General features: G+C 56.7%; 13 protein-coding genes. All 13 read left to right on the forward strand.

Annotation, left to right across the window (positions count from 1 at the left end; genetic code table 11):
* Positions 1 to 217: 217 nt before the first annotated feature.
* The 13 genes from rfbB to ACIGJG_RS03655 all read left to right on the forward strand — a co-directional run bounded on the left by rfbB (position 218) and on the right by ACIGJG_RS03655 (position 15,609).
* A complete protein-coding gene (rfbB, locus tag ACIGJG_RS03595) occupies positions 218 to 1,282 on the forward strand; it encodes a dTDP-glucose 4,6-dehydratase (protein ID WP_483672760.1) in 1,065 nt (354 codons plus the stop codon).
* Positions 1,272 to 2,186 (forward strand): dTDP-4-dehydrorhamnose reductase, encoded by a 915-nt coding sequence (rfbD, locus tag ACIGJG_RS03600; protein WP_483672761.1) that lies wholly within the window; start codon positions 1,272 to 1,274, stop codon positions 2,184 to 2,186. The genes rfbB and rfbD overlap by 11 nt, the downstream gene beginning before the upstream one ends.
* Before the next feature lie 11 nt (positions 2,187 to 2,197).
* Positions 2,198 to 3,076, forward strand: a complete 879-nt coding sequence (rfbA, locus tag ACIGJG_RS03605; protein WP_483672762.1) for a glucose-1-phosphate thymidylyltransferase RfbA — start codon at positions 2,198 to 2,200, stop codon at positions 3,074 to 3,076.
* Positions 3,077 to 3,096: 20 nt separating this feature from the next.
* Entirely contained in the window at positions 3,097 to 3,648 is a 552-nt protein-coding gene (gene rfbC / locus ACIGJG_RS03610; RefSeq protein ID WP_483672763.1) for a dTDP-4-dehydrorhamnose 3,5-epimerase, read from the forward strand.
* Complete coding sequence (locus ACIGJG_RS03615) at positions 3,648 to 4,496, forward strand: ABC transporter permease (protein ID WP_483672764.1); 849 nt, start codon at positions 3,648 to 3,650, stop codon at positions 4,494 to 4,496. The genes rfbC and ACIGJG_RS03615 overlap by 1 nt, the downstream gene beginning before the upstream one ends.
* Before the next feature lie 20 nt (positions 4,497 to 4,516).
* Entirely contained in the window at positions 4,517 to 5,821 is a 1,305-nt protein-coding gene (locus ACIGJG_RS03620; RefSeq protein WP_483672765.1) for an ABC transporter ATP-binding protein, read from the forward strand.
* Between the two features lie 15 nt (positions 5,822 to 5,836).
* Positions 5,837 to 9,295: a rhamnosyltransferase WsaF family glycosyltransferase gene (locus ACIGJG_RS03625; RefSeq protein ID WP_483672766.1), complete on the forward strand. Its 3,459-nt coding sequence runs from the start codon at positions 5,837 to 5,839 to the stop codon at positions 9,293 to 9,295.
* 75 nt (positions 9,296 to 9,370) lie between these two features.
* Positions 9,371 to 10,339: an NAD-dependent epimerase/dehydratase family protein gene (locus ACIGJG_RS03630; protein WP_483672767.1), complete on the forward strand. Its 969-nt coding sequence runs from the start codon at positions 9,371 to 9,373 to the stop codon at positions 10,337 to 10,339.
* Positions 10,336 to 12,240, forward strand: coding sequence for an HAD-IIIA family hydrolase (locus ACIGJG_RS03635; RefSeq protein WP_483672768.1), 1,905 nt, complete (start codon positions 10,336 to 10,338; stop codon positions 12,238 to 12,240). The genes ACIGJG_RS03630 and ACIGJG_RS03635 overlap by 4 nt, the downstream gene beginning before the upstream one ends.
* Before the next feature lie 4 nt (positions 12,241 to 12,244).
* Positions 12,245 to 13,225: a GHMP family kinase ATP-binding protein gene (locus tag ACIGJG_RS03640; RefSeq protein ID WP_483672769.1), complete on the forward strand. Its 981-nt coding sequence runs from the start codon at positions 12,245 to 12,247 to the stop codon at positions 13,223 to 13,225.
* Positions 13,226 to 13,256: 31 nt separating this feature from the next.
* On the forward strand, positions 13,257 to 13,823 hold the full coding sequence (locus tag ACIGJG_RS03645; protein WP_483672771.1) for an SIS domain-containing protein: 567 nt from the start codon (positions 13,257 to 13,259) through the stop codon (positions 13,821 to 13,823).
* Positions 13,824 to 13,971: 148 nt separating this feature from the next.
* The gene (locus ACIGJG_RS03650) at positions 13,972 to 14,826 is read left to right on the forward strand and encodes a glycosyltransferase family 2 protein (RefSeq protein WP_483672772.1); all 855 of its coding nucleotides are present in this window, start codon (positions 13,972 to 13,974) and stop codon (positions 14,824 to 14,826) included.
* Positions 14,827 to 15,609, forward strand: a complete 783-nt coding sequence (locus ACIGJG_RS03655; RefSeq protein ID WP_483672774.1) for a glycosyltransferase — start codon at positions 14,827 to 14,829, stop codon at positions 15,607 to 15,609.

A 15,609-nucleotide genomic window follows, 5' to 3' on the forward strand; every position in this document is an offset into this window, starting at 1 on the left:
AAAAATCGTCGCTATTTGTAGAGAAGTGACCGCCTAACAGCCGGATCGTTACAACAGGCTACAAAAAGAAGGCGGGCAGCGGCCGGGTAAGACATACAGTCGGATAGAATACCGCGACTTCTGCAGGTACTTAACGCCCCGCCGTCCCCCACGAGGACAAGGCGGGCGCTCGGCTTTTGTCGGGTAATCGGAACATATCGAGAGCAGGGAGCTAGTTTTGTCGCATATTTTGGTCACAGGCGGTGCCGGTTTCATTGGTGCCAACTTCGTTCTGGCATGGCTGCGGGATAAGACCGCCGATGGCGTAGTCAACGTCGACAAGCTGACGTACGCGGGCAATCGCAAGACCCTGGCGTCGCTGGATGATGACAGCCGCCACGTATTCTCGCAGACGGATATCTGCGACCGTGCCGCGCTGGACAAGCTGTTTGCTACCTATAAGCCGCGTGCGGTGGTGCATTTCGCCGCCGAAAGCCATGTTGACCGTTCTATCCATGGTCCAGGCGAGTTTATCCAGACCAATATTGTCGGCACCTTCACGCTGCTCGAAGCCGCGCGCGCCTATTGGGGCGCGCTGGAAGAGCCGGCCAAGTCCGCATTCCGTTTTCTCCACGTTTCGACCGATGAAGTATTCGGTTCGTTGAGCGAGGACGATCCCCAGTTCTCGGAAACTACCCCGTACGCGCCGAACAGCCCGTACTCGGCGTCAAAGGCGGCCTCGGACCATCTGGTTCGGGCCTACCATCACACCTACGGCCTGCCGGTCCTGACGACCAACTGCTCGAACAATTACGGGCCCTACCATTTCCCCGAGAAGCTGATCCCGCTGATCATCGCCAACGCACTGGCGGGAAAGCCCCTGCCTGTCTACGGCGACGGCCTCAATGTCCGTGATTGGCTGTACGTGGGCGACCACTGCTCCGCCATCCGCGAGGTGCTTGCTCGCGGCCGACTCGGTGAAACCTACAACGTAGGCGGCTGGAACGAGAAGACCAATCTCGACGTCGTCCACACGCTGTGCGATCTGCTCGACGAGCTCAAGCCCAAGGCTGCCGGCTCCTACCGTGACCAGATCACCTTCGTGAAGGATCGCCCGGGACACGATCGCCGCTACGCGATCGACGCCCGCAAGCTGGAGCGCGAACTCGGCTGGAAGCCGGCCGAAACCTTCGAGACGGGGCTGCGCAAGACGGTGCAGTGGTATCTCGACAACCAGGCGTGGGTGCAGGACGTGATGTCGGGCGAGTATCGGAACTGGGTGGCGAAGCAATATGCAGCGTAAGCGTACGGTGCCGACTCTTCTCGTAACTGGTTGCAACGGCCAGGTTGGATTCGAACTGCGTCGCAGCCTGGTGCCGCTGGGCAATGTGGTGGCGCTGGATCGTTCCGCCTGTGACTTGGCAAATCCTGATGATTTGCGCCGCGTGGTGCGCGAGTACCGTCCGGACGTCATTGTCAATCCGGCGGCCTATACGGCGGTCGACAAGGCGGAAACCGATGCTGAGCTCGCATTCGCCATCAATGGCACTGCGGCCGGTATCCTGGCGGAAGAGGCGAAAGCACTTGGCAGTCTTCTGGTGCACTATTCGACAGATTACGTATTCGACGGTACCAAGGACGGCGCTTACGTCGAGACCGATGCGGTCAATCCGCAATCCGTCTATGGCAGGAGTAAGCTCGCTGGCGAACAGGCCATTGCCGCGGCCGGCGCGCAGGCCCTCGTGCTGCGCACGTGCTGGGTAGCAGGTGCGCATGGCGGCAACTTTGCCAAAACGATGCTGCGCCTTGGCAAGGAGCGCGATAGCCTGCGAGTCATCGCTGACCAGTTTGGCGCGCCGACCACGGCATCGCTGATCGCAGATGTCAGCGCGCAGATCGTAGCTCGTCACTGGCTGGACGGCGATCGTCAGGCGTTTGCTGGTGGCGTGTACCACTTGGCGGCAGCCGGTGAGACGACTTGGCACGGCTACGCCACCGAGGTGCTTCGCTATGCGAAAGCGCGCGGTGTGGAGCTCAAGGCCGATCCCGAACAAATTGAAGCCATTCCCGCCACGGCGTATCCGCTGCCGGCGCCGCGCCCGTCCAATTCGCGATTGGACACAACGCGCGTGCAGGAAATTTTCGGCATTCATCTACCGGACTGGAAGCAGGGCGTGCATTTCCTGCTGGATCAGATCCTTCCGTAAAAGTGATCACTATGCGCAAAGGCATCATCCTGGCCGGGGGCTCCGGCACGCGGCTCTATCCCATCACGCGGTCTGTATCCAAACAGCTGCTGCCGGTGTATGACAAGCCGATGATTTATTACCCGCTGTCCACGCTGATGCTGGCGGGGATCCGGGACATTCTGATTATTTCCACGCCGGAAGATACGCCTCGCTTTTCTGACATGCTCGGTGACGGGAGCAAGTGGGGCCTCAATCTGCAGTATGCGGTGCAGCCATCGCCGGACGGATTGGCACAGGCGTTCATCATTGGACGCGATTTTGTCGGTAACGACCCAAGTACGCTGATCCTGGGCGACAACATCTTCCATGGGCACGACCTGGTCAGCCAGCTCGCGCGGTCCGCAGACCAGTCCCAGGGTGCAACGGTTTTTGCGTATCACGTGCACGACCCGGAGCGATATGGCGTCGTCGAGTTCGACCAGAATTTCCGTGCTCTGTCGCTCGAGGAAAAGCCGCTCAAGCCGCGTTCCAACTATGCGGTGACGGGCCTGTACTTCTACGACAACCAGGTCTGCGATATCGCGGCTGATATCAAGCCGTCGGCTCGCGGTGAGCTCGAGATTACTGATGTCAACAAACGGTACCTGTCCCAGGGGCAACTCGATGTTGAGATCATGGGGCGGGGTTATGCGTGGCTGGATACCGGCACACATGACTCGCTGCTGGAAGCTGCGAGCTTTATTGCTACGTTGCAGAATCGGCAGGGGTTGATGGTGGCGTGTCCGGAGGAAATTGCTTATCGGAGCAAGTGGATCGGCGCCGAGCAACTGCTGTCGCTTGCGACGCCGCTGGCCAAAAACGGATATGGAAAGTATCTGCAGCGCATTGTGGCTGAGCCGATTAAGTAAGCAGAATTGAATCGATAGCTATGAATCTAACCGTAACGCGGACCGCCATTCCGGATGTGCTGATTCTCGAGCCAAAAGTCTTTGGCGATGATCGAGGATTCTTTCTCGAAAGCTTCAATGCGCGCAGCTTCGAGGAAGCGACGGGTTTGAAGCGCGAATTTTTGCAAGACAATCACTCGCGCTCTGCTCGTAATGTACTGCGCGGGCTGCACTATCAAATTCAGCATCCGCAGGGCAAGCTGGTGAGAGTAGTGTCGGGCGCCGTGTATGACGTTGCTGTCGATTTGCGCAAGAGTTCGCAGACCTTCGGGAAGTGGGTGGGCGTTACCCTATCCGCCGAGAACAAGCGCCAACTCTGGGTGCCGGAAGGGTTCGCCCATGGCTTCTTAGTTGTCTCTGATTCGGCTGAGTTTCTGTATAAAACGACGGACTATTGGCATCCGGAGCACGAGCGCAGTTTGTTGTGGAACGACTCGGATATTGGGATCGAGTGGCCGATCGAAGGTCAGCCACTACTTGCGGCCAAAGACGCCGCCGGAAAATCTCTTGCTGAGGCGGAGGTGTTTGCCTGATGGCGACAATTGACGTCCAAGTACGCGACCACGTTCGCCGTGGCGGCATATTTACCGGTGTTTTTACTAGCCTGACTCGCAATCAGAACCTGGTTCGCCAGATGGCGGTGCGTGAGATTGTTGCCAAGTACAAAGGCTCCTTCCTCGGGGCCCTTTGGACTGTGCTGACGCCGATTCTGATGTTGTCAGTCTACACGCTCGTCTTTAGCGTTATCTTCAAATCACGCTGGACTGGCGGAACTGGTAGCAAGACTGAGTTCGCGACCCTGATGTTCGCAGGACTTATTGTCTTCAATTTTTTTGCGGAAACGATTAACCGTGCGCCGCGCCTAATCCTCGATAATCCGAACTATGTCAAGAAGGTGGTATTTCCGCTGGAGGCGTTGACTTGGGTTGCACTGGCAAACGCTCTTTTCGGCGCTGCCATTAGCCTTTGTGTGCTGCTGGTGTTTCGTATTGTGGTCAGTGGCATATTGCCATGGACTGTTTTGCTGTTCCCCTTCTTGCTGCTGCCACTTGTGCTTCTGGCAGCGGGCCTCACGTGGTTCCTGGCGTCGCTTGGGGTGTTTCTGCGGGATGTTTCGCAGGCAGTGGGGATTCTTGTGTCAGTACTGATGTTCCTTTCCCCGGTGTTTTATCCTAGCGATGCTCTGCCAGAGAAGCTACGGCTGCTGGCCCAGCTAAATCCACTTGCGTTCTATATTGAGAATACCCGTGACCTGTTGATCTGGGGGCGGCTTGATGGATTGCATTTATATCCGTATCACCTTGGTATCAGCCTTCTTGTTGCCGTAGCGGGCCTCTTCTGGTTCCGCCGCACTCGTCACGCGTTCGCCGATGTCATGTAATTTCCTGGAGCCAGTAGGGCATGAGTGAAGCTGATCAGGATGTTGCCATCCGCATTGCGGGCTTGAGCAAACGCTATGAGATTTATGACTCTCCCCGTCACCGATTGTGGCAGGGGCTTGCCATGGGAAAACGCCAGTTCTTTCGTGAGTTCTGGGCGCTAAGGGACGTCAACCTGACCATCCAGCGCGGTGAGACTTTCGGAATTGTTGGGCGAAACGGTGCTGGCAAGTCGACACTGCTGCAGCTAATCTCAGGGGTTCTAACGCCCACTTCGGGAAGTATCGAAACCACTGGTCGCATCACTGCACTACTCGAATTGGGTGCAGGGTTGAACCCGGAGTTTACCGGACTTGAGAACATCCGAATGAGCGCGGCCGTGCTCGGTATGTCGGATGCCGAGTTGTCGCGAAAAATGGATGTCATCATCGATTTTGCGGCCCTTGGTGAGTTCATCCATCAGCCGGTCAAGCATTATTCGAGCGGCATGATCATGCGGCTCGCTTTTGCGGTGGCGATCAATTTCGACCCGGATATCTTAATTGTGGATGAGGCGCTGGCAGTAGGGGATGAGTTGTTCCAACTCAAGTGCATTCGCCGGATCCAGGAGATCAAGGAAAGCGGTGCAACAATTCTGTTTGTGTCCCATTCCACACACACCATCAACCAAATCTGTGATCGAGCCGTGCTCATTGACGGCGGTCGTGCAGTCCAGGTAGGGCCCGCGAAGACGGTTTCAGAGCGCTACAATAAGCTGCTGTTCTCGCTGGACACCGGCAATGCTGCGGTTGAGCCGGACAAGGCGGCAGGCTCTGCCGCGTCTATTGGTGCGTCGGAGATCGGCGCGGCCGCTGGGGAACTTATGCGATCCCGCGACCTCGGCGGAGAAGCGCGTCCGCAAGGGCAGATCCTCGATGTGGGTATCGTTGGACACGACTACCGTAACCTTGCCTTTGAGCAAGGGGATATCGCCCACTTCCGCGCTCGCGTCCGCTTTGACGCGGATACGCCGAACGTGATCATGGGCATGATGATCACCACTGCGACTGGGGTCGATTGCTACCACACTAATTTGCTCTGCCGCGATCAGATGATCGAGAGCGCGGCAGCCGGCGACATTTATTCGGTCACGTTTGAGATTCCCCTGGCACTCAATGCAGGCAGCTATATCGCTGTCTTCGACTGCCAGTACGACATGCGAGCTACGCCGAAACTGGTCGACATCTTCTATGAAGCGCTCAAATTTACGATCGTGCCGGATCGGCTGATCGACGATGGCGGCATTGCCGCGTTGGGCGCAAGAATCGAATGTCAGATCGTTAATTAGGGACAGGTGCACTAAATGATTCAATTCACAGGGGAGCGCATCGTTCCCGAGGCGGACAATTGTGAGCCGCTGTTTGCAGAGAAGATGTATCAGGAGCACGTTGCCCGGTACGCCTTTGCCTCGCAGTGGATTCAGGGCAAGCGGGTATTAGACGTGGGTTGCGGCGTCGGTTATGGCTCGCGTTGGATGGCTCAAAATGGCGCCGCAAGCGTACGCGCTTTTGACTTATCTTCGGATGCAATTGGCCATGCCAAGCAATTCTACGCACAGGAGAAGCTGACCTTTGAGGTGGCCTCGGCTACTGACTTCGATTTTGGTGAGCGCTTCGATGTGGTCACCTGTTTCGAGCTGATCGAGCATGTGGATGCTCAACGTGAAGTGATCCAGTGCATTCGGCGTGCCTTGAAGGAAGACGGTGTGTTGATTATTTCCACGCCGCGTGCGCTGGAGCAGAAACGCACCCATTTCCATACTAAAGAATTCTCGGAGCAAGAGTTTCGCGAGCTGCTGCTGGACAGCTTTCCGCAGGTGCGCTTTTATTTTGAAAACAACCACTTCTCCTCGCTGATCACTGACAGCGAGCCCAGCCGTATCGACCAGATTCTGCCACTGAAGGACCAGTACACGCTTGCGCAGGCAGACTACTTCATCGCAGTGGCGTCGGCTTCGTCGAGTCGTGCGATCGCGGCGGGCATCGCCCCAGTGCTGGTAATCGGAGACGATAAGTACGTCAACTTGCTTGAGCGCGATGTCGATATCTTGCACAAGGCGGAGGACCGTCTGAAAGAACAGCTGACCGCTCTAGGGGCAGAGTTGAGCGAGAAGACCAGCACTCTGGAGACCCTCCGTGCCGAGGTGGTAGCCCTGCGAGCCAGTGACAAAGCGCTGCAGGCCAAATCGGTCGAATTGCAGCGAGAGGTTGATGCTTTGCGCGCCGAGGCTGCAGTGCTGAACAGTTCGCTGGTTGAGGAAAGGCGGGTGCCGCGCAGCACGGTAGAGTTGCGCCGCGCTCTCGAACTCCAACGCGGTGACAACCAGTATCTCGCCGATGTCATCGCTGCGATGAAGGAGTCGACTAGCTGGCGCATTACCGCGCCTTATCGCTCCGTCGGTGGCAAGCTGCGCCAGCCGCTAAGAATATTGCGCAAGGCGCGAGAATACCAACGGATGCATGGCACGCGAGCGCTTACAGGCGCAATTCGTCGCCGATTGGGTAAGGACGGGTGGAGTGGTGTCCAATCGGTGATGAGCGCTGGGCAGGTCGAGGGCGATTCCGCAATCGCGAACCAGCACTTCGACGTAGTCTTTGCCATCGGTTGCTGGGAAGGCGAATCCAAGCGATACCGCGTCTACAACCTCGCCGAAGGCCTTGAAGCGATGGGCTATCGCATTCACGTTATGCCTTATGAGCGCATCGGTTCTTTGTCAACGCAGAACGTCAAGTCCAATGTGGTGGTGCTGTTCCGCGCTCCCTATGATTTGAGTGTCGGCATCGAAGAATTTCTGAAGTACGCGAAGGTGCGCGGCATTAAGGTCGTCTTCGATGTGGATGATCTGGTATTCGAGCCCGAAATCATCGACCAGATCGACGGTTTCCGCATGCTGCCAGAGGCAGAGCAGACGCATTATGTAGACAGTGTTCATCACTATCGAGAACTTCTTCTGGCCGCTGATTTGGTGACCGTGCCAACAGAGTATCTCCGGGCACGCGTCGAGAATTTGGGCAAGGCAGCGGTTGTGGTCCCCAATTCGATCAACGAGGTTCAGCAGCAGATTGCTGCTGAACTCTTCGAAAAATCCACCATCGATAAGGATGTTATCCGCATCGGCTACTTTAGTGGTAGCCGCACGCATCAGGCCGACTTTGCACAGTGCGCGGACGCACTGTTCGAGGTGATGCAGGCCAATCCCAAGACTGTCTTACGCGTGGTGGGATTCCTCGACCTCGAGTCGCGCTGGGAGGTATTTGGGCCTAGGATCGAACGCATGGGCTTTCAGCCATACAAGACAATGCTCCGTGTGCTAGGTGAATGCGATATCAATATTGCACCGCTGGATCTGAGCAGTGTGTTTTGTCACGGCAAGAGTGAGTTGAAGTTCTTCGAGGCGGGGCTGCTCGGCATTCCCACGATTGCGAGCGCTAGCGATACTTTCGCCCGAGCAATCGAGAACGACGTTGATGGTTTCATAGTGCGTTCGCATGACGAGTGGATGGACGCTTTGTCCAGACTCGCTGCGTCGGAGGAATTGCGCAAGTTGATCGGCGAGAAAGCCCGCATCACAGCTATGGGGCGTTTTGCTATCCAGCAAGTTGCCAAGGCGGCTTCCGAAATCTATCAGCTTGCGCCGCCGGTGGCCTCGGCGGTCGAAGACGCCGAGATGCTTTCGGTCGCATCAACCGCGTTGTCCCCAGGCAGGCTGCGCATTGCTTGGGTTATCCCGGGACTGATTATTGGCGGGGGCGGCCATCGTAACATCTTGCGCGCGGCTTATTTCCTGACCCAATTTGGTCATCAGGTGAGCCTGTATTTCATAGGCATCGAGAAAAATCCTGCAGATATTAAGAGGCAAATCCAAGAGCACTTCTACCCGATAGACTGTCCGGTCTACCTGTTCGAGGGCAAGATTCACCCCTGTGACGTGGTGTTCGCCACACACTGGTCAACAGTCAATGCCGCGCTGACAGCGCGTGGTACGGCCAAAGAGATCATGTACTTTGTGCAGGACTTTGAGCCTGCCTTCTCGCCGATGGGTACTGAATATGTGCTAGCCGAAAATACCTACCGATTGGGGCTGTACCACATTACTTCCGGGCCATGGCCCGAGGTGATGCTGCGACGCGATTTCAACGCCGCTGCGGACCATTTCCAGTTCCCGGTCGATCGTTCCATTTACTATCCCCGGGCACGAAGCAAAGCGAACCGCAATGTCGTATTCTTCGCGAAGCCAGAGATGCCGCGCCGCTGTTTCGAACTGGGTGTCATGGCGTTACGTGAATTCCATCGCATGCGCCCCGACGTGGAAATCGTCATGTTTGGTTCCCAACACGCAAACAAGCAATCCTACGATTTTCCGGTCACTGTCCGCGAAGTACTGCCTACGCTGAATGATCTGGCCCAGATGTATTCGGATGGCGATGTTGGCCTCGTCTTCTCGACCACGAATCCAAGCCTTATTCCCTATGAGATGATGGCTTGCGGTCTGCCTGTAATCGATCTGGAGCGTGGCGACAACGCCGTAAACTATGCCGGCCGCAGCGACATTGCGCTCCTGGCGAATCCTCAGCCAAGGCGAATGGCTGAGCAGATCGCTGAATTGATCGCCAATCCGGCCGAACTGTTGGACCGTCGCGAGAAGGGACTAGCCTTCGTCGACAGCTTTCCATCAGAGGAGGGAATGGCGCGGCGGATCGAGGACCTTATTCTCGCCAGATTGGAATTGCTCAGTCAGGGCAGGGAATCGATTGCGGCTTGAGGGTGAACTGAATTTATGGCGCGCGGCCGGACATCGGCACGCGCTTGATATACCAACAAATCAGAGCAGGGTAACGTGAGTATTTTGATTACTGGCATTGCCGGATTCGTCGGCTGCAATCTGGCTGAGCAACTGATCGGAAAAGGATATACGGTTTTCGGCGTGGACAACCTGTGCCGAGGAACACGCGAAAACCTCGCCAAGGTCATCGATCATCCATGCTTCGGGTTTGCAGAGGTTGATATGGCAGACCTCGAAACCTATCGTGCCGTCTTCAACGCCTTTCATGCGCGCGATCCGATCACCGAGGTCTGGCACATGGCGGCCAACTCCGATATCCCAGCGGGCGTTCATGATGCGAATGTCGATCTGCGCGATACCTTCATGACCACCTTCAACACCCTGGAACTGATGAAGGCAGCCAAGGTGCCTGTGATTGCCTTCGCATCCAGCTCAGCGATCTATGGCGATTTGGGCGATCGCCCTTTAGTTGAGGAAATCGGCCCGCTACTGCCCATCTCCAATTACGGTGCGATGAAGCTGGCCTCGGAGGCCGCAATCAGTGCGGCGGCGGAAAGCCATTTGCAGCGCGCCTTTATGTTTCGATTCCCCAATGTGATCGGCGTGCCCGCTACCCATGGCGTCATGCTGGACTTCGTGCGCAAGCTGGCTGTCACACCCGGCAACCTCGATGTACTCGGTAACGGCACACAACAGAAGGGGTACTTGCACGTTGAGGAACTTGTGGACGCGATGCTGTTTATTCGCGAGGCCGCTACCGAGAAAGTTGCGGTGTTCAATATCGGTGCCGGCGACGAGGGTGTGACCGTGCGATTCATCGCAGAGGAAACGGTGCGCGAATGCTCGCCGGGTGCCAGCATTACCTACGGCGAGGGTAATAAGGGATGGGTTGGCGACGTACCTCGCTTCGTTTACTCGGTCGATAAGCTCAAGGCTCTGGGTTGGAAGCCCAAGCTGGGTTCGTCTGAGGCCGTGCGCAAAGCGGTGCGCCAGATTGTGGCTCAGGAGGCGTCGCGGGGATGAAGCAGGTCGTAATTCTGGCGGGTGGTAAGGGCACCCGGCTACGCGAGCGACTCGGCGATCTACCCAAGCCGTTGATTGACGTATGCGGCGTCCCACTGCTGGAGCGGCAGATATTGCTTGCCAAGCGATTCGGCTTCGAACGTGTGCTGATCTTGGTGAACTACCGCGCCGAAAGTATCGCTGAGTACTGCGCAAGCAAGGACAATTGGGGCCTGCAGATCGAGTGCATCGACGATGGCGAGCCTCGCGGGACCGCCGGAGCCGTGCTGCAGATCCTGGAGCGCCTCGACGAAGAGTTTCTGCTGATGTATGGCGATACCATGCTGGAAGTGGACCTGGATCGATTCCACCGGTATCACGCAGCTGGACGGGACGTCGCAGCCACGCTGTTCCTGCACCCCAACGACCACCCTCAGGACTCGGACCTGGTGGAGATCGATGAGGATGGCAATGTGTCCGGCTTCTACCCTTATCCACACGACACCGGTCGCTATTACCCTAACTTGGTTAATGCGGCTCTTTACTGGTTGCGCCGATCGGCCTTAGAGCCCTGGCGCGGCCACGAGGGCATGCTGGATTTTGGCAAGGAGCTGTTCCCTGCGATGATTCAGCGCGGACTGACACTGCGTGGCTATAACAGCCCCGAGTACATCAAAGACTGCGGTACGCCGACGCGCATCGACAAGGTGTGTTCCGATTTCAGTTCAGGACGCATCCACCGCGCTGCGTTGGACACCAAGCAGATGGCGGTGTTCCTCGATCGCGATGGCACCTTGAATCGCGAGGTCGATCATCTGAATTCACCCGAGCAGCTAGAGTTGCTGCCGGGTGTTGAGCAGGCCATTCGCCGGCTCAATCGCTCCGAGCACCGAGTGTGCGTGGTGACCAATCAGCCTGTGGTGGCGAGAGGGGAATGCTCATCTGACACACTGCGGCAGATCCACAACAAGCTTGAGACGTTGCTGGGCCGCGAAGGCGCCTTCGTAGATAGAATCTACTACTGTCCACATCATCCCGATATGGGCTTCGCGGGAGAAGTGGCAGAATTGAAGATTGACTGCGAATGCCGCAAGCCGAAGACCGGCATGATCGAGGCGGCTGTGCGCGAACTTAATGTCTCCCGCGAACGGTCGTGGATGATCGGCGATACAACATCCGATCTGCTTGCCGCGCGACGCGCTGGGGTGCGTTCCATCTTGGTCGAGACTGGCTATGCTGGTATGGATCAGAAGTACTGGGTGACGCCCGATTACATCGTTCCGGACTTGCCTGCGGCAGTCGATTTCATTCTCGAAACTCACCCGAAGCTGATGGCCTTGGTAACGCCCTTGGCGCACGCAATCAATTGCGGTGAGCTGGTCGTCGTCGGTGGGCAATCGCGAAGTGGCAAGAGCTCCTTTGCCAGTGCGTTGCGAGAAGGCCTGCAAATGGCAGGAAAGCGCTGTCACGTGATATCAACGGACAGATGGCTGCGCAGCGACGGGCAGCGCAGCGAAGGAGTCGAAGGCAGGCATGACTTACCCGCCTTGGAGGCCTTCGTGCAGGCACTTCGCGAACGGAGTGGGGCGGTCACGCTGTCGCTACCTGGCTATCACAAGCGTCAACGGCGGCAGGTCCAGGATGTGGAGCAAATCGAGTTGCTAGTTGACGACATTGTTGTCATTGAGGGCGTCGTGGCCCTGGCACTTCGGCAGCCAGCGCAGCACCGTCTTTTTGTGGATCTGGATGAGAACCGTCGGCGTGCCAGAGTCGTGAGGGAGTACCGGCTGCGGGGCTTGGATGAATCGACCGCGGAGGCTATATACCAGGCCCGCAATGTCGAGGAGGTACCATTTGTAGCTGAATCGGCAACCGCTGCCAGGCTTGTCGATATGGACGCATTCTCTCTGAACGGAGCCTAATAGCATGATTATCAGCAGAACCCCACTTCGCATGAGCTTCGTCGGAGGTGGTAGCGACCTCCCAGCCTTCTATCGCAGACAGAAAGGTGCAGTGTTGAGTACGGCGATTGACAAGTACGTCTATGTCAACGTCAACAAGAAGTTCGACAATGGCATCCGAATCGCCTACTCGAAGAATGAGGAAGTCGGTTCCGTCGACCAGATCGAGCATCGACTGGTGCGCGCGAGTATGCACTTGCTGGAACTGCAGGGCGGTGTAGAAATTACGACCATCGCGGACATCCCGTCTAAGGGAACCGGGCTGGGTTCATCCAGTTCGTTCACTGTCGGGTTATTGAACGCCCTGAATGCCTTCAAAGGGCGCTATGTTTCCAGCGAACGGCTAGGTGAAGACAGTTGCAAGATTGAGATCGAGATGTGCGGTGAACCGATCGGTAAGCAGGACCAATACGCCGCCGCGTTTGGTGGCTTCAATTTGATCGAGTTCTGTCCGGACGATTCGGTCGTAGTGTCGCCGCTTATCTGTGATCCGCGCACTGTGAAGGAATTGGAGAGCAATGTTTTGCTGTTCTACACCGGCATTACTCGCAGTGCGTCGGCCCTGCTGAAGCAGCAGTCGGAAGACATTGCCAACGATGAGGCCAAGCATCGAACGCTGGTGCGCATGGTGCAGCTTGCATACGACATGCGAGACGAACTACAGAACAACAACGTTGATGCTTTTGGCGAGATACTCCATGAAAACTGGATGCTCAAGAAGAGCATCACCAGTGGCATTAGCACCTCATTTATCGACGACTGGTACGATGCCGCCTGCAGGGCCGGTGCGACCGGAGGAAAGATTCTTGGCGCCGGTGCAGGGGGCTTCCTGATGTTGTACGCGCCAAAGGAAAAACACGAACGGATCAAGGCTGCGCTGCCCGACTTGCGATCCATCCCGATTGGCTTTGAACCGCTCGGCAGCCGCATCATTTTCTATCATTGAGATTACAGCGATATATAGCAAAGGGTTGATTATGACTACATCTAAAGGCATTGCTGAGTCCTATCTAGGAAAGCTCATCAAACAGCTCTCGGTGATCGATCGCGATGAGATCGATCATGCGGTTCAGGTTGTGGCTGACGCGTGGCAGGCTGGAAAACAGATTATTACGCTCGGTAACGGCGGTAGCTCGATGACCGCGTTGCACTTCATCACCGACTGGAACAAGAGTGTGTTCATGCACGGCGGCAAGCCGTTCCGCGGCCGCTCGCTGGTCGATAACATGGGCTTGGTTATGGCCTATGCAAATGATATTTCCTTTCAGGACGTATTCGTCGAACAGCTGAAGAACATCATGGCACCAGGTGATTTGGTGATCGCCATCTCCGGCAGCGGCAATTCGGAGAACGTGATTCGCGCGGTGCAGTACGCGAATGACAACGACGCTGTGACACTCGGCCTGTGCGGATATCGGGGCGGCAAGCTGAAAGAAATTGCACACCATGTGCTGTGGGCGGACGTGGACGACATGCAAATCGCGGAAGATGTTCATGCCATCTTTGGTCACATGGTGATGCAGCGTCTGTGCGGCTATCTGTAAGGGGATGAATGCGCGCTGCTCGATTATGGAAAGCGCGGGGCAACGCAGTCAGAGGGTTTCTGGCGTGTCAGACACTATGCCGGAAAGGCTCCGCCATGCTGAGCGCGTCGGCGCTGTGGTAGTGACCTTTCGGCCTGAGAAAAACGCATTGCAGCAGTTGCTGCTTGCGCTTTTGCCTCAGGTCGGAAAGGTCTTCCTGGTTGACAATGGATCCGGACCGGAATTCGCTGAATGCCTCAAGGAACTCACTCGGGATAGGAGCATTCAACTGGTTCCGCTTGCGGCCAATCTGGGCATTGCTGCAGCCCAGAATATTGGTATCGTGCGTGCTGGGTCAAGCGGTTTTGAATATGTGGTGCTGTTCGACCAGGATAGTCTGCCCGCCCCGGATATGGTGGATCGGCTAGTCGATGCTCAGTGCGAACTAGCGGCAGGCGGCGCGCGCGTTGCGGCGGTAGGGCCAGTTTCGGTGGACCGACGGACCGGCACTTTTGGGAGGTTCATACGGGTGCGTTGGGGGCGAGTTCGCCAGGTGGGATGCTCCGGCAATGACGAGATGATGGAGGTGGATTTCTTGATTGCCTCCGGTTGCTTGATACCTTTGGCGGTCATAGACGCACTCGGCGGAATGAACGAAGGTCTCTTCATCGACCATGTCGACACGGAATGGTGTCTGCGGGCTCGCATGGCGGGGTGGCAGATTTTCGGTATATGCGGTGCACATTTGCATCATGTCCTGGGGGACCGTGTTATTAAAGTCTGGTTCGGTCGGTGGCGCGAGGTGTCGGTGCATTCGCCACAGCGTGATTACTACATGCTGAGGAATACGGTATATATGCTGCGGCAATCCCCAATGACCTGGAACTGGAGGCTTGCGCAATTTGGCAGGCTTTTGCAGTTTTTGGTGTTCTTTGGCCTAACAGTTCCGCCGCGGGCGCGGCGCTGCGGCATGATGCTCCGGGGTATCTGGCACGGCCTGCTCGGTCGCATGGGGGCCTATTGAATGCACCGCGATTTCGATCCGCAGCTGACTGTTTCAATCGTTAGTCATGGTCAGGCTGCGCTTTTGCAGCCCTTAATGGAGCAATTGGCCGCCGTTTCCCGGGAGTTGCCTATCCATGTCGTGCTCACAGAAAACTGTGGCGCACCGCATGCCAGCCGTTTTGACGGAAGTGGTTTATCAATCGATTACGTCGTTAATGTTGAGCCAAAGGGCTTTGGTGCAAACCACAACGCCGCCTTCGCACTGGCTCGGGGCCGATTTTTTTGTGTGATGAATCCAGACGTCCGATTGGAGGGTAATCCTTTTTCTGCGCTACTCAGGCAGTTGCATATTGCCCCCGGTGTTGCAGGCCCGAAAGTTGTTAATCCAGCTGGCGGTCTGGAAGATAGTGCGCGTCGTATGCCTACGGTTCGACGTCTGCTCGGCCGGCATCTGGGTGGGACGTGTGTTGCGGACTACCGGGCCGACCGCATCCAGCGCGTTGACTGGATGGCAGGTATGTGTCTGATGTTTGATGTTGCTGCCTATCGCGATCTGGGTGGTTTTGACGAGCGCTTCCATCTCTATTGCGAGGATGTCGACATTTGCTTGCGTGCCCATTTGAAAGGGTGGCAGGTGAGTTGGACTGTCGACGCCGTAGTGGAGCATGAAGCCCGGCGCGACAGCCGGCGCAACGCGCGTTATTTATGGTGGCATCTGCACAGTCTTGCCAAGCTTTTCTGCTCTTCATCCTACCGCAGGTTCTGTGGGCTTTCGCGGCACGGTACAGCTTCTGCTCCTTGA

The sequence above is a fragment of the Cupriavidus sp. C1SS-2L genome (assembly GCF_057073735.1).